The sequence below is a fragment of the Nocardioides massiliensis genome (assembly GCF_030811215.1).
Lineage (GTDB): Bacteria > Actinomycetota > Actinomycetes > Propionibacteriales > Nocardioidaceae > Nocardioides_A > Nocardioides_A massiliensis.
The window spans coordinates 4,035,003-4,054,678 of sequence record NZ_JAUSQM010000001.1; the positions used below are offsets into that span (position 1 = coordinate 4,035,003).

Sequence of the window (19,676 nt, forward strand, 5' to 3'; positions counted from 1 at the left end):
GATGGTTCGCGAACGGGCCGACCGGATGGACACAGCCGGCCGCGGATCATGCTACCTACGTCACCACGCCGGTCCCGCCACGGACCGCACGCGCAGCCGCGCCGACACGTGGGGTGACACCGGGGTGTGCGCCCCTCCATCCCGGCGGCGAGTCGGCGGTAGAACCGACCGAAGATCGGGTGGCGTACGCCGCTGGAGCCCCGCCCCGCGCTCATCGGCGTACCTCCTGCGCCAGGGCAGGGGCGAGGTCGCCGCGGTCCTCGACCACGATGTCGGAGAGTCCCAGCCAGCCGGCCATCCGGGCGAGCTCGGCGGCCAGCTCCTCGGCAGTCTCGGCCGGCGCGTGCGACTCCCGGTGGGCCGACCGGACGATCAGTACGCCGACGGCCCGGTCGGCCTTGAGGTCGACGCGCGCGACGAGGCGGTCGCCCAGCAAGAACGGCAGGACGTAGTAGCCGTAGCGGCGCTGCGCCGCCGGGACGTAGATCTCGATCCGGTAGTGGAAGCCGAAGAGCCGCTCGGTGCGCTCGCGCTCCCACACGACGGGGTCGAAGGGGCTGAGCAGGGTGCGCGCGGCGATCCGGCGCGGCCGGGCGGCATCGACGTGCACGTACGCCGGGCGGTCCCAGCCCTCGATCGTGGCCGGGACCAGCTCGCCGGCCTCGACGAGCTCCTCGACTGCCGTGCGCGCTGCCGTCCTGCCCATGCGGTAGTAGTCGGCCAGGCAGCCGACGGTGGCCACGCCGTGGCTGCGCGCCGCGCGCCGGACGAGCTCGCGCGCGGCGTCGTCCCGCGACGGGGTGGGCATCGCCAGCACGGCGGCCGGCAGCACCCGCTCCGGGAGGTCGTACATCACCTCGAACTGCGCGTTGCGACCGGCGATCGCCACGTCGCCGGCGGAGTAGAGGTAGTCGAGCACCTGACGGGCCTCGGACCAGTTCCAGCCCCAGTGCTCGCGCGCACGTGGGGCGCCGTCGTCGAGGTCGCGCGCGGTGACGGGTCCGCGGTCCCGGACCTGTGCGAGCACCGCGGCGGCCAGCTCGTCGGAGGTCGTGCGCCACCACTTGCCCCGCTGCTCGCGCAGCCGGGCCATGCGGTGCTGCATGACCGGCCACAGCTCGACCGGCATGATCGCCTGCATGTGTGCCCAGTACTCCACCAACCGCCGGGGCCGGCTCTGTGCCGCCCGATGCAGCAGGTCGACCTCGTAGGGACCCATGCGTGAGTAGAGCGGCAGGTAGTGCGCCCGCTGCAGGACGTTGACCGAGTCGACCTGCAGGACGCCGGTCCGGGCGACGGTGCGCTGCAGCGTGCGCATCGTCGGGCGCTCGTGCGGCCGGTCGGCGAACCCCTGGGCCGCCAGCGCGACCCGGCGCGCCTGCGCGGAGGACAGCTGCACGGGACGCACGGAGGCTCGCACCGACCGATCAGATGTCGAGGAGCTTCTCGCGCACGGCGTACATGACCGCCTCCATCCGCGAGTGCAGCTGGAGCTTCTCGAGGATGTTGCGGACGTGGTTCTTGACGGTGTTCTCGCTGATGAACAGCTGCTTGGCGATCTCGCGGTTGTTGAGGCCCTCGGCGACCTTGCGCAGCACCTCGAGCTCGCGCTCGGTGAGCCGCGGCGTCGGGACCTGGTCGCGGTCGGCGCGCGCCATCTGCTTGAACTCGTCGATCAGCTTCACCGCCATCGACGGACTGATCAGGGACTGCCCGTCGGCCACGACGCGGACGGCCTGCGCGACCTCGTCGATCGAGGAGTCCTTGAGCAGGTAGCCGGAGGCGCCGCTCTTCACCGCGTCGTAGAGGTCGCCCTCCTCGTCGCTGACGGTGAGCATGATGATCTTGGCCGACGGCGCCACCTGCTTGATGGACACGCACGCCTCGATGCCGGAGCCCTTGGGCATCCGCACGTCCATGAGGATGACGTCGGGGACCGTGGCGGTCGCGAGCTCGACGGCAGACGTCCCGTCACTGGCCTCGCCGACGACCTCGATGTCGTCCTCGGCGGCCAGCAGCATCGTCAACCCGCGGCGGAACAGCTCCTGGTCGTCGACGACGATCACGCGTACGGGCTCCACGGGACCGGTGGCGCTGGCGGCGAGGGTCGGGGACACGGGGTGCATCATGACACGACCGCGGGGGCACCGGAGCGCAAACGCCTGGGCCCCCGCGATCGTCGTCAGGGTGGCGCCGTGACTCAGGTGAGCTCGAGCGAGATCACGCCGTAGTCGTAGCCACGTCGGCGGTAGACCACCGACGGACGCTCGGACTCCTTGTCGATGAACAGGAAGAAGTCGTGCCCGACCAGCTCCATCTCATACAGCGCCTGGTCGAGCGTCATCGGCGCGGCGGTGTGGGTCTTCTCGCGCACGACGAGCGGGCCGTCGCCCAGCACGGCGATCGAGCCGACCTGACGGGCGGTCTCGGCGTCGTCGTCCTTCGCGGAGGTCAGCTCGTCGACGAGGCTGCCCGACGAGGGCGGCGCCGTGTCGGCGAGCGCCTCGGCGACCGAGGTCGGGCGGTGCCGGCCGCGGTGGACGCGGCGCCGGTCGGCGGCGCGTCGCATCTGGGTCGCCATCTTGTCCAGCGCCAGGTCGAGCGCGGCCATCTTGTCCTCGGCGGCCGCCTCGGCCCGGATGACGGGGCCCTTGCTGAACGCGGTCAGCTCCACGCGCACCGCGCGGTCGTGCTGGCGCGGGTTCCGCTCTGCCTCGACCTCGACCTCGACGCGCATCAGGCGGTGGTCGTGCTTCTCGAGCTTGGTCAGCTTCTCCTCAGCGTGCGCGCGGAACCTCTCGGTCACCTCGCAGTTCCTGGCGTTGACCACGACGTCCACGTGAACCTCCTGCAGTCGGCTACCTCGGCGGGTGAGCCACCCCGGCGGAACGTGTCGACGCCCGGGGCAGAGCACCCCGAGAACGTGTCGCACGGGCCGGGATGGTCTCCATACACAGACGCTAGTCGGCCGGGTCCAGAAACGGTAGCCAGGCCCGCCGCCGGGTGGCCGCGACGGCCGTCACACCCAGCACCGGGACCCCCGCGACCTCCAGCGCGCGTTGCGCCTCCCGGGCCGTCGCCCCGGTGGTGACCACGTCGTCGCAGACCACCACGTGCACCGGTCCGAGGCGAGGAAGGCGGGCGCGGACCCGGGGCCGCACGCGCATCCCACCCGCCAGGTTGGCCAGCCGTGCGTGGGCGTCGAGGTCACCTTGGTCCTGCACCTGCCCGGCGAGCCGGAGCAACGGGACCGGCTGCGCGCGTACGCCGACGGCACGCAGCGGGCCCACGGCGAGTCGCGCCAGCCGCGCAGTCGCGTCCACCCCACGCTCACGCACGCTGCTCGGACGCGAGGGCACCGGCACCAGCAGGACCGGGTACGTCGTGCCCGCCGCACCCTCGGTGACCAGCAGGTCCTGCACCGCGAGCGCCAGCAGCTGCCCGAGCGGTCTGCCCAGCGACCAGGCTCGCCGCTCCTTGTGGGCGAGCACCGCGGCGCGCACCGGGTCGGCGTACGGGCCGCTGGCATGGACCGGGACGAGGCCGTCCGGACACGGTGTCGGACGCACCGGTCCGACAGTGCGGGTGGCGTCGGCCAGGGTGCTGCGCGCGCACGCCGGGCACCACAGCCGGCCGGGTCGACCACACCCGACGCAGGCGCCGCCGAGGGCGAGGTCGACCCAGGCGTCGTACAGCTGGCGGGGCTCCACGCACCCAGCCTCGATGGACGGCGCCCGCGCCGCTCGCCCCGTGCTCGGCCTGGGGGAACCCGTCAGCCGACGCCGGCTGGGGACGCGCGCCGGGTCAGCCGACGAAGGTGGGCAGGCCGACCCCGGAGCCGAGGTCGGCCAGGGACCACCGACCGGCGGAGGAGACCTGGTAGAGCTGGCCCTCCGCCGAGTCCAGGAGCAGGGGTACGCCGGGGGTCGGGGCGGTGACCAGTCCCTGGGCGACGTTGCGGAAGACGCGCGGGGCGAACGTCTCCTCCCCCACCCCGGTGGACCCGTCGAACGGCCCGACGTGGACGTGGGAGACGCCGTCGGCCGGGCGGTCGAGGACCGCGATCGTGGTGGGCGTGACCCAGCCCAGGTCGACCACGTCCGTCAGCCCGGCGGCGCCCACCGACTCCAGGGCACGTGCTGGTCGGGCGTCGACGACGCTGCCCTGCGCATCGCGGACCAGCCGGGCGACGACCACCCGGTCGGGCGTACCGGCCGGACCGTCGATCGCGGCGACCAGCCGACTGCCGTCGCGCGAGACGAGGAACGCGACCACGTCCTCGCCACTGATCCCGGGGACGTCGACCGGGGCCAGTCCGCCGGCGCCGCCCGAGGGCCGGCCGGCGAGGACCCGTGCACCCGCGGCCCGGCGGTCGACCAGCCAGAGCGTCCGCTGGTGGTCCCAGGCCGGCGGCAGGAACTCCACCCCGGCCACCTGGGCGGGCGGGGCCGGGTCCGCGCTGCCCGCGCTGCGCTGCGCCGCGCCGAGCAGCATCCGACTCCCGTCGGCGGTCACCGCCGCGACATCGCCGCCGGCCAGGCTGACACCGAGGCTGCGGTAGCTGCCGGGATTCTCGCCGAACCACCCGGTCACCGGTCGCTCGCGGCCGTCCACGAGCTCCACGACCAGGTCGTCGCGGACGCCGAACAGCGACCGGGACGCCCAGAGCACGGCCGGGTCGAAGTCGGCGCCGTAGGTCACGGGGACCTCGGTCGCGCCTCCGGGGAAGGTCAGCGGGGTGTCGTCGACCAGGACGCTCACGCGGTCGACCTCGGGCACCTGGCGCAGCGTCCAGCTGAGCTGCGCGGCCAGCAGCTTGGTCGCCTCCGCGTCGAGATCGGGCTGCGCGCGGACCCCGCCGGTCGAGACCAGCGAGATCTCCGCGCGCCCTCGGGTGACCGGGACCGACAGCTCGACGTCCATGCCGGGCGGGAGCAGGGTGCGCAGTCCGTCGTCGGCGCCGGGGCGGGGACCCTCGAGCAGGCCGCGCACGAGCCGGGTCGCCATCTGGTCCCCCCCGGGGACATAGACGATCTGCGGCACGAGCACCTGCAGCGACGGGTCGAAGTAGTAGAGGGCGACGCGCTCGAAGCGGGCACGGAAGAACGTCTCGGGGACGATCAGCGCGTCCGGCGGGTCGGTGATCCGCCACTCCCCGCTCTCGCGGGCGACGGGGATCCGCAGCGTCTCCTCGCCGGCGCCGGTGGTGCCCTCCCAGGCCCCGCGCCGGTCGAGACGCCGCGCGTCGCTCAGGACGATCTCGACGCCGTCGGCCTCGCTCCCGGCCGCCGGGAGGACGGTGAAGCTGGAGTAGACGATCGTGGCGCGGTCGGGTCGCCAGGCACGGGCCGCCTCGCTCGTGAGGTAGCCGCGCGCGACCGCGGTCGTCACGGGGTTGGCCTCCATCGCCCGGATGAAGCCGGCCGCGAGCTGCGCCGGCGTCGCCCCGGTCAGCGGGGGCGGCGGGGAGAAGTACGGCGCGTCGCCGATCTCCTGCCCGGCGACCGCTCGGCCGGTCTCCACGGGGCCGCTCTCCGGCAGCGCGACGCAGCCGGCGCACACGAGCGAGGCCAGCGCCGCCACGACCCCGGCAAGGAACGCGGGCATCCTCACGGCGTCCCTCCCGTCCCGGCCACACCCAGCCGCGCACCGGCGACCCGGCCCCGACGCGAGGCGTCCGGCGGCACCAGCGGGATGGGGCTGCGGGTGAGGGCTCCCCCGGCCCGGCGGGGCAGCGTGAGCCGGAACTGCGCGCCGCCCCCGGGCTCGCCCCAGGCCTGCAGCCACCCGCCGTGCAGCCGGGCGTCCTCGAGCGCGATGGCCAGGCCGAGACCCGTGCCGCCGGAGCTGCGGGCGCGCGCCGGGTCGGCGCGCCAGAACCGGTTGAAGACCATCGCCGCCTCACCACGGGCCAGACCGACGCCGTAGTCGCGGACCGCGAGCGCCACGGCCTGGTCGTCGCGGGCGAGCTGGACGACGACCTCGCGGTCCTCGGCGTGGTCGATGGCGTTGAGCACGAGGTTGCGCACGATCCGCTCGACGCGGCGCGGGTCGACCTCGGCGATGCAGGGCCCGACGGCGCGGACGACCAGGTGGGTCCCGTGGGCCTCCGCGACCGGGCGGACGGCCTCGACGACGCGGTGCGCCAGGTCGACGAGGTTGATGTCCTCCAGGTCGAGAACGGCCGCACCGGCGTCGAAGCGGCTGATCTCGAGCAGGTCGGCGAGCAGCACCTCGAACCGGTCGAGCTCGGTCTGCAGCAGCTCGGCCGACCGCCGGGTGACGGGGTCGAAGTCGTCGCGTGCCTCGTGGAGCACGTCCCCGGCCATGCGCACGGTCGTCAGCGGTGTGCGCAGCTCGTGGGACACGTCGGAGACGAACCGGCGCTGCACCCGGGACAGCTCCTCGAGCTGGCGGATCTGCTGCTGCAGGCTCGTGGCCATCTGGTTGAACGAGGTGGCCAGGCGAGCCAGGTCGTCCTCACCGGAGACGTGCATCCGCTCCTGCAGCCGGCCGCTGGCCAGCCGCTCGGCCACCCGACGCGCGATCCGGACCGGCACGACGACCTGCCGGGTGACGAGCCAGGTGACCCCACCGACCATCACGAGCAGCAGGGCACCACCGGTGAGGAGGGCACGCTGGACCACCGAGAGCGTCTCGGCCTCCTCGACCATCGGGAAGAGGTAGTAGACGGCGTATGTGCTGCCGTCGGCGGGCAGGAGCAGGCTGGCCCCCGCGACCACGGCGGGGGCGGACTCCTGGCCCGTCTCGGGCAGGTAGCGCACCGGCGCGAAGGTCCAGGCGAAGCCGGCGCCGGACTCGATCTCCTCGCGCAGCCGGCGCGGGACACTCTGGGTGTCCAGCCCCGGGGTGGACCGCGTGCCGACCGCGGCGGGTCCGCTGCCGCCGACAGGTCCGGTGACCGCGACCTGGAACCCGCGCGCGTCGCCGCGCAGCACCAGGCTCTCGGCGAGCTGCGCCACCTGGCCGGCGGCGTCGGTCTCGCCGCCGGTGGCGGCGCTCAGGCGCACGAGCGCGGACGTGGTCTCGTTGCGCGCCTCCGCCTGCGACGCCGCGACGTGGTCGTCGAGGAGCCCGTCGGCGATCTGATGCAGGAGCAGCCAGCCCACCACCCCGACGACCAGCGCCGCGAGCACCATCGTGCTGACCACGACGCGTGCCTGGATCGACCGGCGCCACACGGTGAGGGCGCGGCGGACCGGGCGGCGGGTCATCTGCGGCACCTCACCGGCGTCCTCAGGACGAGCCGGCCTTGTAGCCCACGCCGCGCACCGTGACCACGATCTCGGGACTCTCGGGGTCGTGCTCGACCTTCGACCGCAGGCGCTGGACGTGGACGTTGACCAAGCGGGTGTCGGCGGCGTGCCGGTAGCCCCACACCTGCTCGAGGAGCACCTCGCGGGTGAAGACCTGCCAGGGCTTGCGCGCCAGGCACAGCAGCAGGTCGAACTCCAGCGGGGTCAGCGCGATCGGCCGGCCGTCGCGGGTCACCTGGTGGCCGGCGACGTCGATGACCAGGTCGCCGACGGTGATCATCTCCGGGGCCGGCTCCTCGAAGCGGCGTACGCGCGCGCGGATCCGGGCGACGAGCTCCTTCGGTTTGAACGGCTTGACGACGTAGTCGTCGGCCCCGGACTCGAGGCCGACGATCACGTCGACGGTGTCGCTGCGTGCGGTGAGCATGACGATCGGTACGCCGGACTCGGCGCGGATCTCCTTGCACACCTCGATGCCGTCCTTGCCCGGCAGCATGACGTCGAGGAGCACGACGTCCGGGCGGTAGTCCCGCAGCTGCGCGAGCGCGTTGTCACCGGTCGGGCACACCCGCGAGTCGAACCCCTCGGTGCGCAGCACCAGGGTCAGCATCTCCGCCAGGGACGCGTCGTCGTCGACGACGAGCACCTTGGCGCGCGGTGCTTCGGGTGTGGTCACGGGAGCGCTCTCGCGGGGCTGTCAGGCTGCCGGGTCCGGGATCAGTACCGGTAGTGGTCGGACTTGTAGGGCCCCTCGACCGGGATGCCGAGGTAGGACGCCTGGTCGGTCGACAGCTCGGTGAGCTTCACGCCGAGGGCGTCCAGGTGCAGGCGGGCGACCTCCTCGTCGAGGTGCTTGGGGAGCACGTAGACGCCGACGGGGTACTCCGCGGGCTTCGTGAAGATCTCGATCTGGGCCAGCACCTGGTTGGTGAAGGAGTTCGACATCACGAACGACGGGTGACCGGTCGCGTTGCCGAGGTTCATCAAGCGACCCTCGGAGAGCACGATGATCGAGTTGCCGGTGGGGAAGGTCCACACGTCGACCTGCGGCTTGACGTTCTTGCACTCCGCGACCCCGGGCGCCTCGAGGCCGGCCATGTCGATCTCGTTGTCGAAGTGACCGATGTTAGCCACGATCGCCTGGTGCTTCATGGACCGCATGTGGTCGAGGGTGACGACGTCCTTGTTGCCGGTGGCCGTGATCACGATGTCGGCGATCGGCAGGACCTCCTCCAGCGTCGTGACCTGGTAGCCGTCCATGGCCGCCTGCAGTGCGCAGATCGGGTCGATCTCGGTGACGATGACGCGGGCGCCCTGGCCGCGCAGCGACTCCGCGCAGCCCTTGCCGACGTCGCCGTACCCGCAGACCACCGCGACCTTGCCGCCGATGAGCACGTCGGTGGCGCGGTTGATGCCGTCGATGAGCGAGTGCCGGCAGCCGTACTTGTTGTCGAACTTCGACTTCGTGACCGAGTCGTTGACGTTGATCGCCGGGAAGAGCAGCGAGCCGGCCTTCATCATGTCGTAGAGGCGCAGGACGCCGGTGGTGGTCTCCTCGGTCACGCCGCGGATCTCGGCCCCGATCTGGGTCCAGCGGTCCGACGACTCCGCGAGCGAGGCCTGGAGCACCTCGAAGACGACCTTCTGCTCCGCGCTCGTGGCGGTGGCCGGGTCGGGCGCCTGGCCACTCTTCTCGGCCTCGACGCCGAGGTGGACGAGCAGCGTGGCGTCGCCGCCGTCGTCGAGGATCATGTTGGCGAAGCGCTTCTCGCCGTCCGGGCCGTCGGGCCACTGCAGGATCTGCTGGGTGCACCACCAGTACTCCTCCAGCGTCTCGCCCTTCCAGGCGAAGACGGGGGCGCCGGCGGGGTTGTCGGGAGTGCCGTCGGGGCCGACGACGATCGCGGCGGCGGCGTGGTCCTGGGTGGAGAAGATGTTGCAGGAGGCCCAGCGGACCTCCGCGCCCAGCGCGATCAGCGTCTCGATCAGCACCGCGGTCTGGATGGTCATGTGCAGGGATCCGGCGATGCGGGCCCCGGCCAGCGGCTGCGCGTCGGCGTAGCGCTCGCGCATCGCCATCAGGCCCGGCATCTCGTGCTCGGCCAGGGTGATCTCGGTGCGTCCGAAGTCGGCCAGGGTCAGGTCGGCGACCTTGAAGTCCATGTGTGTCCTCAAATACGTGCACGTGCAGTCAGGGTCCGCAGCGCCTCTGCGCTCGGTGGGATCTCCCGCGGACAGTGACCCAGCCTAGCGGCGCAGTCGACGGGCTGCGGCGACGACGGGAAGCAGCAGCCCGCCGAGCACCGCACCGGCCAGCGCCGACCCCGCGGTGTTGACCAGCCAGCCGAGCGTGCCACCCGCGGCGCCGGTGGCGTCGTGGACCGCGACCTCGAGGTGGTGGACGGCGTCGTACGGCGCGTGCCAGCCGAGCTCGTCGGCGCCCACGAGGACGATGTGACCTCCCACCCAGAGCATCGCGGCGGTGCCGACGACCGTGATCACGATCAGCAGGTGCGGCATCGCCCGCACCAGGCCGCGCCCGACCCGCTGGGCGGCCTTCGACGTGCGCTGCGCGAGCGAGAGGCCGATGTCGTCCATCTTCACGATCAGCGCGACGACGCCGTAGACGAGCGCGGTGATGCCGAGGGCCACCACGATCAGGATGAGCGCGCGGCTCACGAACGGCTCGTCGGCCACCTCGTTGAGCGCGATCACCATGATCTCGGCCGAGAGGATGAAGTCGGTGCGGATCGCCCCGGACACGACGGTGCCCTCGTCGGCAGCGGGTGCGCCGTGGGCGTCAGTGTCACCGGCCCCGTGCCCGTGGCCGCCGCTCCAGGGCAGCACGGCCCAGACCTTGTGGGCACCCTCGTAGCAGAGGTAGGCCCCGCCGATCATCAACAGCGGGGTGAGCACCCACGGCAGGAACTCGCTGAGCAGCAGCGCAGCCGGGAGGATGAAGAGCATCTTGTTGCGCAGCGAGCCCGTGGCGATGCGCCGCACGATCGGCAGCTCGCGCTCGGCGGCGACGCCCTGGACGTACTGCGGGGTGACGGCCGTGTCGTCCACGACGACACCCGCGGCCTTCAGGCTCGCGCGTCCCGCGGCGGCGCCGATGTCGTCCACCGAGGCGGCCGCTAGCCGGGCCAGTGCGGCCACGTCGTCCAACAGGCCGAACAGTCCGGCGCTCATGTCCATCTCCCCGAGGCGAGTGCGAGATAGGCCGCAGCCCAGCGGCCGGTGGCCAGCAGCGCTGCGTAGCGCGCGAGCTCCGACGCCGCCGTCGGCGCCGAGTCCGGGTCGCCGCCGCCGTCGACCGTGTGCACCCGGACCCCGGCGCGTTCGGCGGACGCCAGCAGCTCGCTGCGCCGGGTGCGGACGGCCGCGTCGGTCGAGCCGTCGTCGAGCATCAGCAGCGCCGGGACCGGGTCGTGGCCGCCGGTGTCGTCGAAGGGGTCGGCGAAGAGGTCGCGTCTCGGAGCGGCCTCGAGCACGGGGACGAGGTGGTCGACGTCACCGGCGAGTGACGGGCGACCGGTGACGGTGCGCAACGCCTCGCTGACGCGGCGGGCGGCGTGCGCAGCCAGCGGGCTGCCGCCCCACACGAGCGGGAGCGCGTCGGCGAGGTTGAGCGCGATCTCCTTGGCCGGGTTGACGCTGATGTCGCGGTGTGGGGCGCACGCGATCGCCACGGCGTCGAGGGCGTCGGCGACGCGCTCGGGCTCGGTCAGCGGCCCCAGGCCCCAGCGGTGCAGGACGTCGAGCACCGCCACCGCGACGGCGAGCTGGTCGCGGGTGACGGTCGGGACGATCGAGGTGTAGCGGCCGGCCGCGTGGTCGGCCACCAGGGAGCCCTCCGGGCAGGCGACGAGCAGCTGGCAGCCCCGGCGTACGCCCTCGGCGACGCTCGACGCCGCCTCCCGGTCGTTGCCCTCGGGGGCCAGCACGACGACGAGGTCGAGCCCGCCCGCCCAGCCGGGCAGGCCGGCGCTCGGCCAGGCGACGAACGGGACCGGGCACCACGGCTCGAGGACCGCGCGCAGCAGCCGGGAGTCGGGGCCGGCGGCGATGACCGCCCGGGGCCGTCCCTGTCCGGCGGCCGCGGCCACCGCCGCGTCACAGGCCTCGGTGGACTGGGCAGCCTCCTGCCGGACCCGCGGGCCGGCCTCGGCCAGGGGCCGTAGGAAGCGGTCGGCCCGGGCGAGGGCCGCGGCGTCGTCGAGGAGGCTGTCGTCGAACATCGGCCGAGGGCTCAGCTCGGCCGGCGGGCTTCGTCGACGAGGAGGACGGGGATGCGGTCGCGCACGGGGTAGGCCAGGCCGCACGCGGTGCAGACGAGCTCGGAGGCGTCCGTGTCGACGGCCAGGCTCCCGTGGCAGTCGGGACACGCCACCAGCTCGAGCAGCAGCGGGTCGAGACCGAGGTCGCTGGCGGGACCGGAGGCGGATTCGTGGTCGGACATGACTGCATTGTGCGGCATCAGCCGCGGATCACCGCGAGGACCTCGTCACGGACCCGCGCCATCGTGGCCTCGTCCGCGCCCTCGGCGTTGAGCCGCAGCAGCGGCTCGGTGTTGGAGGCGCGCACATTGAACCACCAGTCGGCGTGCGTGACGGTCAGGCCGTCGAGCTCGTCGACCTCCACGCCGTCGCTCCCGGCGTACTGCTCGCGCAGCCGGGCGAGGACGGCCTGCTGGTCGTCGACGGTCGAGTTGATCTCGCCGGAGGACACGAAGCGGGAGTACTCCGCGAGCAGCTCGCTCAGCGTGCCCCCCTGCTCCGCGAGGGCTGCCAGGGCGTGGAGGGCGGCCAGCATCCCGGAGTCGGCGCGCCAGAAGTCGCGGAAGTAGAAGTGCCCGGAGTGCTCGCCCCCGAAGATCGCTCCGGTCTCCGCCATCGTCGCCTTGATGAACGAGTGGCCCACGCGGGTGCGGACCGGGGTGCCACCGAGCTCGGTGACGATCGCCGGGACGGCCTTCGACGTGATCAGGTTGTGGATGATGGTCGCGCCCGGCTCCTTGGCCAGCTCCCGGGCGGCGATCAGGGCGGTGAGCACCGAGGGGTTCACCAGCTCGCCGCGCTCGTCGACGAGGAAGCACCGGTCGGCGTCGCCGTCGAAGGCGAGCCCGACGTCGGCGCCCTCGGCGCGCACCCGAGCCTGCAGGTCGACGAGGGTCGCCGCATCGATCGGGTTGGCCTCGTGGTTCGGGAAGGTGCCGTCGAGCTCGTAGTACATCGCCACGACGTCGAGGTCGAGCGGGTCGAGGACGGCCGGAGCGGTGTGGCCCGCCATGCCGTTGCCGGCGTCGACGACGACCTTGAGGCGGCGCCCGCTCACCGGGGCGAGGCTGCGCAGGTGCGCGGCGTAGTCAGCGAGCACGTCGCGCTCGGTGATGGTGCCGCGCCGCTCGGCGGTCGGGGTCTCACCGGCGGCGACCCGGTCCCGGACCTCCATCAGGCCCGACTCGGCACCGAGGGGCACGGCGTGTGCCCGGCACATCTTGATGCCGTTGTATTGCGCGGGGTTGTGGCTGGCGGTGAACATCGCGCCGGGGTGCCCGAGCGCGCCGGAGGCGTAGTAGAGCTGGTCGGTGGAGGCCAGGCCGATCAGGACCACGTCGGCGCCGGCGGCGGCCGCGCCGTCCGCGAACGCCGCCGCCATGCCGGGCGAGGACGGGCGCATGTCGTGACCGACGACCACGGTCGTGGCGCCGGTCACCGGGACGAAGGCGCTGCCCACCGCGCGGGCGAGGTCCTCGTCGATCTGGTCGGGGACGGTCCCCCGCACGTCGTAGGCCTTGAAGATGGCGGCGAGGTTGGCGGCGTCGGTGCTCCGAGGGCTGGCGCTCATGGCGTCAGCGTAGAGCCCGCGCGCGATCGTGGGCGATCAGTCGTCGGCGGGGTAGCGCAGCACCCGCAGGTGGCCGCGGCGGCCGACCTCGCGCCCGGTCTCGCCGGCGGGCTCGGTGACGTAGCCGCCTGGGGCGGCGTCGGGCACCGGTCGGGCCGCCTCGCGCACCGCGTCGGCCAGGGCGAGCAGGTCGTCGCTGGAGGGGCCGGCGGCGTCGGGGTCGGGCGCGAGCCGCAGGACCTCCCAGCCCCGCGGCGCGCTCAGCCGCTCGCTGTGGGCCTCGCAGAGGTCGTAGGCGTGGGGCTCGGCGAAGGTCGCCAGCGGGCCGAGGACGGCGGTCTGGTCGGCGTAGACGTAGGTCAACGTGGTGACCGCCGGGCGCGCGCAAGCGGTCCGCGAACAACGACGGCTCGAACTCACGGCGCAGACGGTACCGCCTGGCCCCGACAGCGCGTCGTAGGCTCGCGGTCGTGCCCGCCCCCCTGCCCGAACCGCGTCGTGGATCCGTGCGTGAGCGCCGGGGCCGCGGCCCGCGGGGACCGGCCTTCCTGCCGGGACCCCTGACCCCGGCGGGGGTGCCCGCCGACCGGTCGCGCCGCGAGCGCTTCGACCGCATCGTCGGGTCCGTGGCCGCGGAGCTCGAGCAGCGCTGGGGTGAGCACCTGGGTGGTGCGCAGTTCGCGGTCGAGGAGACCCCGTGGCTGCCCGACGATTGGGCCAGTGACGTGGTGCCGCTGGCGGCGCTGGCCCCGGCGACCCCGACGACGCCCACCCGGATCGTGCTGTTCCGCCGCCCGCTCGAGCACCGCGCCGACGGCCCGGTCGACCTGGCGGCGCTGGTGCACGCGGTGTTGGTCGAGCAGATCGCGGAGCTGCTCGGCGTGCCGGTCGAGGAGATCGACCCCCGCTACGGCGACGACTGAGCGCCTAGCGGACGACCGGGACGACCACCGGCGCCGGGGCACGTGCCGCACCCGGCCGCAACGGGAGCACCGCGACACCCGCGTCGCTGCGCAGCACCACCGCCCCGCGTACGCCGGAGCCACCGTCGCGCACCACGACCGACCGGGCGCGCTCGGGCAGGGTGACCGCCACGGTCCCCGCCACCGGCACCGTGACCTGCTGCGCCTCCAGGACACGCCCGTCCGCGGCGTACGGCTGCACGGTCAGCTCACGGGCGTCGCCGTCGCTGGACAGCTGCACGACGGACCGCACCCCGGCCGGCAGCACGGCACCGGAGGCCGCGCCGAGCGGGCGTACCGGACCGGCGTACGTCATGTCCGCTCCCACCTGCGAGCGCACCACCGCGGTCACGGCGCTGTCGGCCGTCACCCGGATCGCAGCAGCCGCGGTGCCGACCGCCTCGCTGACGTCGACCGCGACGGTCCCGCCCGGGGGGACCCGCAGCTCGGCGTCGGCCTCGGGCACGAAGGTGCCATCGGGGCCGAGCACCGCCAGGGTGCCCAACGCCTCGAACTCGCCGGGGTTGGCGACGACCAGGACGTGGCCGTCCGCCCGGGCCGGCAGTCCGCCGAGCACCACCTGGCGCCGGGGCGTGGTCTGCGACGGGACCGACTCCGTCGCCGGACGGCCCGCCCCGAGGGTCCCGACGCGATCGGTGACGAAGGCGGCGACCCGCCCGCGGGTGGTGCGGACCTCGAGTGCGACCTCACCGATCGCCGGGGCGGCGTCGGCGAGGTCGACGGTGACCCGCTCCCCCGCCGGGACGCTCACCTCGCGCAGGTCGACGGTCTCCACCGGGCCCTCGGGGCCGAGAACCCGCACGCGGACGACGGCCGGGCCGCTCTCGGGGTTGACGAGCTCCAGGGTCGCCGCGTGGTCGATCTCGGCCCCGACGCCGGTGAACCAGACGCGTCCGCCGGCCACGACGCAGGCGGTGGCGCTGAGTCGCGGTCGGGTGCGGTCGACGGTCGCCGCCAGGTCGGGGGTGACCGGATCGGCGGTCACCACCGACAGGTCCTCGGCAAGCTCCTCGCCGGGCACCTGGAGGACCCCGTCAGCCGCGCTCGCGGAGCTCTGCGCGACCCGCAGCGTGGCGGTCGGCGCGTCCGTGGTGAGTGCAAGCGCCGCCGCCGACAGCCGGCCGGCCTCCCCCGGAGCGGGGCAGACCACGCTCGCGGGGGCCACCGCAGCGCTGGCGACGTCGTCGCGCTCGGACAGCCCGGGCGGGGCGTCGGCGGTCAGCCAGGTGCCGGCGGCGACGCCGAGGACGCCGACCAGCGCGACGAGGAGGCCGCGTACGGACCGCGTGCCACGACGGGGGCTCATCGGGCCGTCTCCGTCTCCGTCGACGCCGACCGCCGGCCGGGCGCGGCGAGCACGACGACGGCGACGACTGCCAGCCCCTGCCCGAGCAGCAGCCACGGCAGCTCCGGGACCCGTTCGTGCGGGCGCTCCGCCGTGCCGGCGCCCTCGAGCTGCCAGGCGGCGGCGCGCCGCTGGGGCGCGGAGGCCGGCGCCAGGCCGCTGGTGGCGTCGAGGGTCGCGACCACGCGCCGCGGGGCGGGCGGGGCGGCGTACACGTAGCCCACGCCTTGCGCGACGAGTGCGCCGACCGCGTCCGGGCCTCCGTCGGTCAGCAGGTCGACGACGGCGCGGGCCGTCCCGGTGTCGTACGGCGTCGCGAGCGCGGCCGACTCCAGCCCGAGCCGCACGCCGGCCCCCCGCCGCACCGTCCAGCCCACGCCCGACTCGTCGACGGGATGCAGGACGAGGACGTCGTAGCCGTCCTGGGCCTGGGAGATCTGGGTCATGTACGCCGGCACCGGGTCGCGGGGGTCGATCCGCAGGTCCTCGGTCGCCTGGCCGGAGACCCACCACACCGCCGCAGCCAGCGGGCTCGCGACGGCACCGAGGACGATGACGGCCGCCACCGGCTGGCGCCAGCCGAAGCTCGCCCCGGTGATCTGCCGCCGCGCGCCGTCGCCACCGAGAGCGGCGGCGCAGATCAGGGCCGCCTGCGCGACCAGCAGCGGGTACGTCGGCGTCGGGACGAGGGTCTCCCCGGTGCCGGGCACCGTCACGGCGACCCGGGTGAGCACGCCGGCCAGCACGAGCGCCAGGCCGCCGAAGGCCCAGCACCAGGCCACGTAGACGCGGGTGTCGGCGCGCAGCAGCACGACGAGTGCGGCGACGGCGATGCCGAGGCCCCACCACGCCGGCGCTCCGTCGCCCACCCGACCGGTCAGCACCTCCAGCGCGTCGAGCCCGGCGTACGGCGTGGGCAGGCCGGCCTCGAGCAGGAGCAGACCGGGGGTCTCGAGGCGGGTCCCGACCCAGGGCAGGAGCAGCAGCGGCGTCATGACGACGGGCACGAGGACCGGGAGCACCGCGCGCACCGCGCCGTGCCGCAGCCCGATCCCGAGCGCGACCAGGGTCACGAGGACGGCGAGCAGCCAGGCCGACGGGGCGAAGGCCGTCGTCAGGGCGAGCCAGGCCGCGACCCGCCAGACCGCACGGCGACGCTGCTCGGGCGCGGCGAAGGGCAGCATCCCGAGCGCGCTACGCCCGAGCAGCGGGAGCACGATGCCGGCGACCAGCGTCCCGAGCTGGCCGGATCCGACCGCACCGGACACCCCGAGGGTGAGTCCGTAGGCGAGCGCCGCCCACCAGGCGACCCCGGGCCCGAGGAGCTGGCGGAAGAACCGCAGCGCGGCGAACGTCGCCAGCGGCACGGCCAGCACCAGCACCAGGTGCACCAGCAGTCCCGGACTGCCCAGGAGCAGCGTGGCCACCGCGGCGGCGGGCAGCAGCCAGGCGGCGACCGGCTGCTGTCCGATCGCCGACCACCAGGTGCCGACGTCGGCCGGTGCGGGCAGCAGCGCACCGCCCGCGACGACTCCGCCTGTCAGCGCGCCGGCGAGCAGGTCGCGCCCGGCGAGCGCCGCCGCGGCGAGCAGTGCGACGCCGGCGACCAGCCCCCAGGCCCACGACCGTTCCTGCGAGCGCCGCGCGAGCCCCTCGCGGGCGAGGTGCCACAGCTCGGAGACGAGGTCACCCAGGGAGTCCCAGCCGCGGCGGTACGGCAGCCACAGCGACGGCAGCAGCGGCCGGACCTCGCGCGCCGACACCGTACGGGTGCGTCGGCGCCGCCGCCGGCTCGCCACGACGCGCCAGGGCCGCAGTCCGACGCCCAGCGCGGCGGCCGCCTCGTCCCAGGCGTCACCGGGCGCGCGGACCAGGAGGAAGCCGAGCGCGCGCAGCAACGTGCCGAGCACGAGCCGCAGGTAGACGAACGGGAGCGCCGCCGGGGAGCAGTTGGCCAGGACGGTCCGGATCTGGCCGGTCCGCTCCGCGCGCCGGGGACGAGCCGTCCACGGACCCGTGCGCTGGCCGCGGTGGGCCGCCTCGGCGTGGAAGACCACCGCTGCGGGCACCGCCAGGGTCCGCAGGCCGGCGTGGGCGGCCCGCCAACCGAGGTCGAGGTCGGCGGCGAAGACTCCCAGCGCGGGGTCGAGCCCGATCTCGTCGAGGACGCGGCGGCGGACCAGGAGTCCCGCGGTGTTGCCGGCCAGGACCTCACGGACCCGGTCGTGCTGGCCCTGGTCGTACTCCCCGCGCTCCAACCCCGTCTCGCGCTTGGCCGTCCCGCTGACCGTCACCCCGATCTCGAGCAGCCGGCGCAACGACGGCCACTCGCGCAGCTTCGGGGTGAGCAGGCTGGCGTCGGGGTACCGCTCGGCCGCCGCGAGCAGGGCCTCGAGCGCGTCGGGGGCCGGGGCACTGTCGTCGTGCAGCAGCCAGATCCAGTCGTCCCCGTCCGCGCCGGTCGTCGCGGCATCGGCGTCCAGCGCGGCGCGCACCGCTGCGGCGTACGGCGTGGTCGGGGCCTCGACGAGGAGCCGGTCAGCCCCCACCGCGTCGCGGAGCAGAGCCGGCGAGGCATCCGCGCTGCCGGTGTCGACCGCCCAGGTCGCGTCGGGGCGCCGGGTCTGGCGCGCCAGACCGGCCAGCACACGCGGGAGCCATCGCTCGCCGTCATGGCTGACAAGCACGGCGGTCACGGTCACGGGGAGCAACCCTAAGGGTCCCCGTGAACGGTCAGACAGCGCGCTTCTTCAGCTTCCTCCGCTCGCGCTCGGACAGTCCGCCCCAGATGCCGAATCGTTCATCGTTCATCAAGGCGTACTCGAGACAGTCATCACGCACCTCGCACGTCAGGCAGACCCTCTTGGCCTCCCGCGTGGAGCCGCCCTTCTCCGGAAAGAACGCCTCGGGGTCGGTCTGCGCGCACAGCGCGCGCTCCTGCCAACCCAGCTCCTCGGCGTCTCCGTCGAGCACATAGAGCTCTCGCACGGCCATCGCCCCTTCGACCCGTGAGACCCTTGCGGGCCCCATCATGTGTCCTCCGTTCTCGAAGGACATGGATGAAATTACATGCCTGTCAATGCCGCTGAGTCAAGCCCATGTCTGGTAATGGCTCCCCCTGAACGAGGATCCGTACCGGACTGGTAGACCGATACCGGACGAAATCGCCCGCCGCATCCCCGACCGAGGAGCAGTCGTCGTGCCCGCTTCCGCCTCGCCCACCCGCATCACCGTGCTCTCCGGCGGGGTCGGCGGTGCCCGCTTCCTCCAAGGACTGCTGCACTGGTCGGCCGCCCGCGTCGAGGCCGGCGGGACGCCTGCCGAGGTCACCGTCGTGGCCAACACCGCCGACGACATGTGGGTGCACGGGCTCAAGGTGTGTCCCGACCTCGACACGGTGATGTACACCCTCGGCGGCGGGATCGACGCCGAGCGCGGCTGGGGCCGGGTCGACGAGACCTGGCACGCGGTCGAGGAGCTGAAGGCGTACGGCGTGGAGCCGACCTGGTTCGGCCTCGGCGACCGCGACCTCGCCACCCACCTGGTGCGCACCCAGATGCTCGAGGCGGGCTACCCGCTCTCGGCGGTCACCGAGGCGCTGTGCCGGCGCTGGCAGCCCGGGGTGCGGCTGCTGCCCATGACCGACGACCGGGTGGAGACCCACGTCGCCGTCCCCGACGACCAGGCCCCCTCGGGACAGCGCGTCGTGCACTTCCAGGAGTACTGGATCCGGCTCCAGGCGGCCGTGCCCGCGCTCGCCGTGGTGCCGGTCGGCGTCGAGGACGCGACGCCCGGCCCCGGTGTGGTCGAGGCGATCGAGGGCGCGGACCTGGTGCTCCTCCCGCCGTCCAACCCAATCGTGTCGGTCGGCACGATCCTCGGCGTGCCCGGTCTGGGCGAGGCAGTCCGACGCACGCCGGCACCCGTGGTCGGGCTCTCCCCCATCGTCGGCGGACGACACGTGCGCGGGATGGCCCAGCAGCTGCTCGAGGCGCGGGGGATCCCGGTCTCGGCCGCGGGCGTGGGGCTGCACTACGGCGCCCGCCCGGCCGGCCATCTCGACGGGTGGCTCGTCGACGAGCGCGACGCGGCCGAGGTCGCGGCGCTCGAGGACGGTGGCATCCGCGCGGCGGCAGTGCCGCTGATGATGACCGACCCGGTCGCGACGGCCGCGATGGTGCAGGCCGCCGTGGACCTGGCCGCACCCCGCGGCTGAGCACC

General features: G+C 74.2%; 18 protein-coding genes. 2 read left to right on the forward strand and 16 right to left on the reverse strand.

All coding sequences use genetic code 11. The features are described from left to right. Nucleotides 1-211 precede the first annotated feature (211 nt). The 13 genes from J2S59_RS19875 to J2S59_RS19935 all read right to left on the reverse strand — a co-directional run bounded on the left by J2S59_RS19875 (nt 212) and on the right by J2S59_RS19935 (nt 13,547). Nucleotides 212-1,399 (reverse strand): winged helix-turn-helix domain-containing protein, encoded by a 1,188-nt coding sequence (locus J2S59_RS19875; protein ID WP_306825435.1) that lies wholly within the window; start codon nt 1,397-1,399, stop codon nt 212-214. Between the two features lie 28 nt (nt 1,400-1,427). Beyond that, nucleotides 1,428-2,117, reverse strand: a complete 690-nt coding sequence (locus J2S59_RS19880; RefSeq protein WP_246360579.1) for a response regulator — start codon at nt 2,115-2,117, stop codon at nt 1,428-1,430. 83 nt (nt 2,118-2,200) lie between these two features. Further along, nucleotides 2,201-2,839 (reverse strand): ribosome hibernation-promoting factor, HPF/YfiA family, encoded by a 639-nt coding sequence (hpf, locus tag J2S59_RS19885; RefSeq protein ID WP_068124201.1) that lies wholly within the window; start codon nt 2,837-2,839, stop codon nt 2,201-2,203. Nucleotides 2,840-2,960: 121 nt separating this feature from the next. After that, complete coding sequence (locus J2S59_RS19890) at nt 2,961-3,710, reverse strand: ComF family protein (protein ID WP_246360578.1); 750 nt, start codon at nt 3,708-3,710, stop codon at nt 2,961-2,963. Between the two features lie 94 nt (nt 3,711-3,804). After that, entirely contained in the window at nt 3,805-5,607 is a 1,803-nt protein-coding gene (locus J2S59_RS19895) for an LpqB family beta-propeller domain-containing protein (protein ID WP_068124196.1), read from the reverse strand. Between the two features lie 2 nt (nt 5,608-5,609). Continuing rightward, nucleotides 5,610-7,235 carry an MtrAB system histidine kinase MtrB gene (gene mtrB / locus J2S59_RS19900; protein WP_068124211.1) on the reverse strand — a complete coding sequence of 542 codons (1,626 nt, stop codon included), beginning with the start codon at nt 7,233-7,235 and terminating at the stop codon, nt 5,610-5,612. Nucleotides 7,236-7,257: 22 nt separating this feature from the next. Then, a complete protein-coding gene (gene mtrA / locus J2S59_RS19905; RefSeq protein ID WP_220138590.1) occupies nt 7,258-7,953 on the reverse strand; it encodes an MtrAB system response regulator MtrA in 696 nt (231 codons plus the stop codon). A gap of 41 nt (nt 7,954-7,994) precedes the next feature. After that, on the reverse strand, nt 7,995-9,440 hold the full coding sequence (gene ahcY, locus J2S59_RS19910; RefSeq protein WP_068124194.1) for an adenosylhomocysteinase: 1,446 nt from the start codon (nt 9,438-9,440) through the stop codon (nt 7,995-7,997). Between the two features lie 84 nt (nt 9,441-9,524). Beyond that, nucleotides 9,525-10,469, reverse strand: a complete 945-nt coding sequence (locus tag J2S59_RS19915; RefSeq protein ID WP_068124192.1) for a DUF808 domain-containing protein — start codon at nt 10,467-10,469, stop codon at nt 9,525-9,527. Beyond that, nucleotides 10,466-11,518, reverse strand: coding sequence for an SIS domain-containing protein (locus tag J2S59_RS19920; RefSeq protein ID WP_068124190.1), 1,053 nt, complete (start codon nt 11,516-11,518; stop codon nt 10,466-10,468). The genes J2S59_RS19915 and J2S59_RS19920 overlap by 4 nt, the downstream gene beginning before the upstream one ends. Nucleotides 11,519-11,529: 11 nt before the next feature. Then, nucleotides 11,530-11,739, reverse strand: a complete 210-nt coding sequence (locus J2S59_RS19925) for a Trm112 family protein (protein WP_068124207.1) — start codon at nt 11,737-11,739, stop codon at nt 11,530-11,532. 17 nt (nt 11,740-11,756) lie between these two features. After that, the gene (locus tag J2S59_RS19930; protein WP_306825436.1) at nt 11,757-13,127 is read right to left on the reverse strand and encodes a phosphomannomutase/phosphoglucomutase; all 1,371 of its coding nucleotides are present in this window, start codon (nt 13,125-13,127) and stop codon (nt 11,757-11,759) included. Between the two features lie 36 nt (nt 13,128-13,163). Continuing rightward, the gene (locus J2S59_RS19935) at nt 13,164-13,547 is read right to left on the reverse strand and encodes a DUF3499 domain-containing protein (RefSeq protein ID WP_068123143.1); all 384 of its coding nucleotides are present in this window, start codon (nt 13,545-13,547) and stop codon (nt 13,164-13,166) included. Between the two features lie 50 nt (nt 13,548-13,597). Between J2S59_RS19935 and J2S59_RS19940 the strand changes: the two genes are divergently transcribed. Further along, nucleotides 13,598-14,050, forward strand: a complete 453-nt coding sequence (locus J2S59_RS19940) for a metallopeptidase family protein (RefSeq protein ID WP_181642410.1) — start codon at nt 13,598-13,600, stop codon at nt 14,048-14,050. A 4-nt stretch (nt 14,051-14,054) separates the two neighbouring features. Here J2S59_RS19940 and J2S59_RS19945 read toward each other — a convergent pair whose 3' ends face one another. From J2S59_RS19945 to J2S59_RS19955, 3 genes are read right to left on the reverse strand one after another with little or no spacing between them, the layout of a single operon-like run. Continuing rightward, complete coding sequence (locus J2S59_RS19945) at nt 14,055-15,416, reverse strand: DUF5719 family protein (RefSeq protein WP_068123146.1); 1,362 nt, start codon at nt 15,414-15,416, stop codon at nt 14,055-14,057. Further along, nucleotides 15,413-18,157, reverse strand: coding sequence for a glycosyltransferase (locus J2S59_RS19950; protein ID WP_068123149.1), 2,745 nt, complete (start codon nt 18,155-18,157; stop codon nt 15,413-15,415). The genes J2S59_RS19945 and J2S59_RS19950 overlap by 4 nt, the downstream gene beginning before the upstream one ends. Before the next feature lie 31 nt (nt 18,158-18,188). Beyond that, nucleotides 18,189-18,443, reverse strand: a complete 255-nt coding sequence (locus J2S59_RS19955; RefSeq protein WP_068123164.1) for a WhiB family transcriptional regulator — start codon at nt 18,441-18,443, stop codon at nt 18,189-18,191. Between the two features lie 211 nt (nt 18,444-18,654). On the opposite strand from J2S59_RS19955, the gene cofD reads away from it, so the two are divergent. Continuing rightward, nucleotides 18,655-19,671: a 2-phospho-L-lactate transferase gene (gene cofD / locus J2S59_RS19960; RefSeq protein ID WP_068123152.1), complete on the forward strand. Its 1,017-nt coding sequence runs from the start codon at nt 18,655-18,657 to the stop codon at nt 19,669-19,671. Nucleotides 19,672-19,676: the final 5 nt, after the last annotated feature.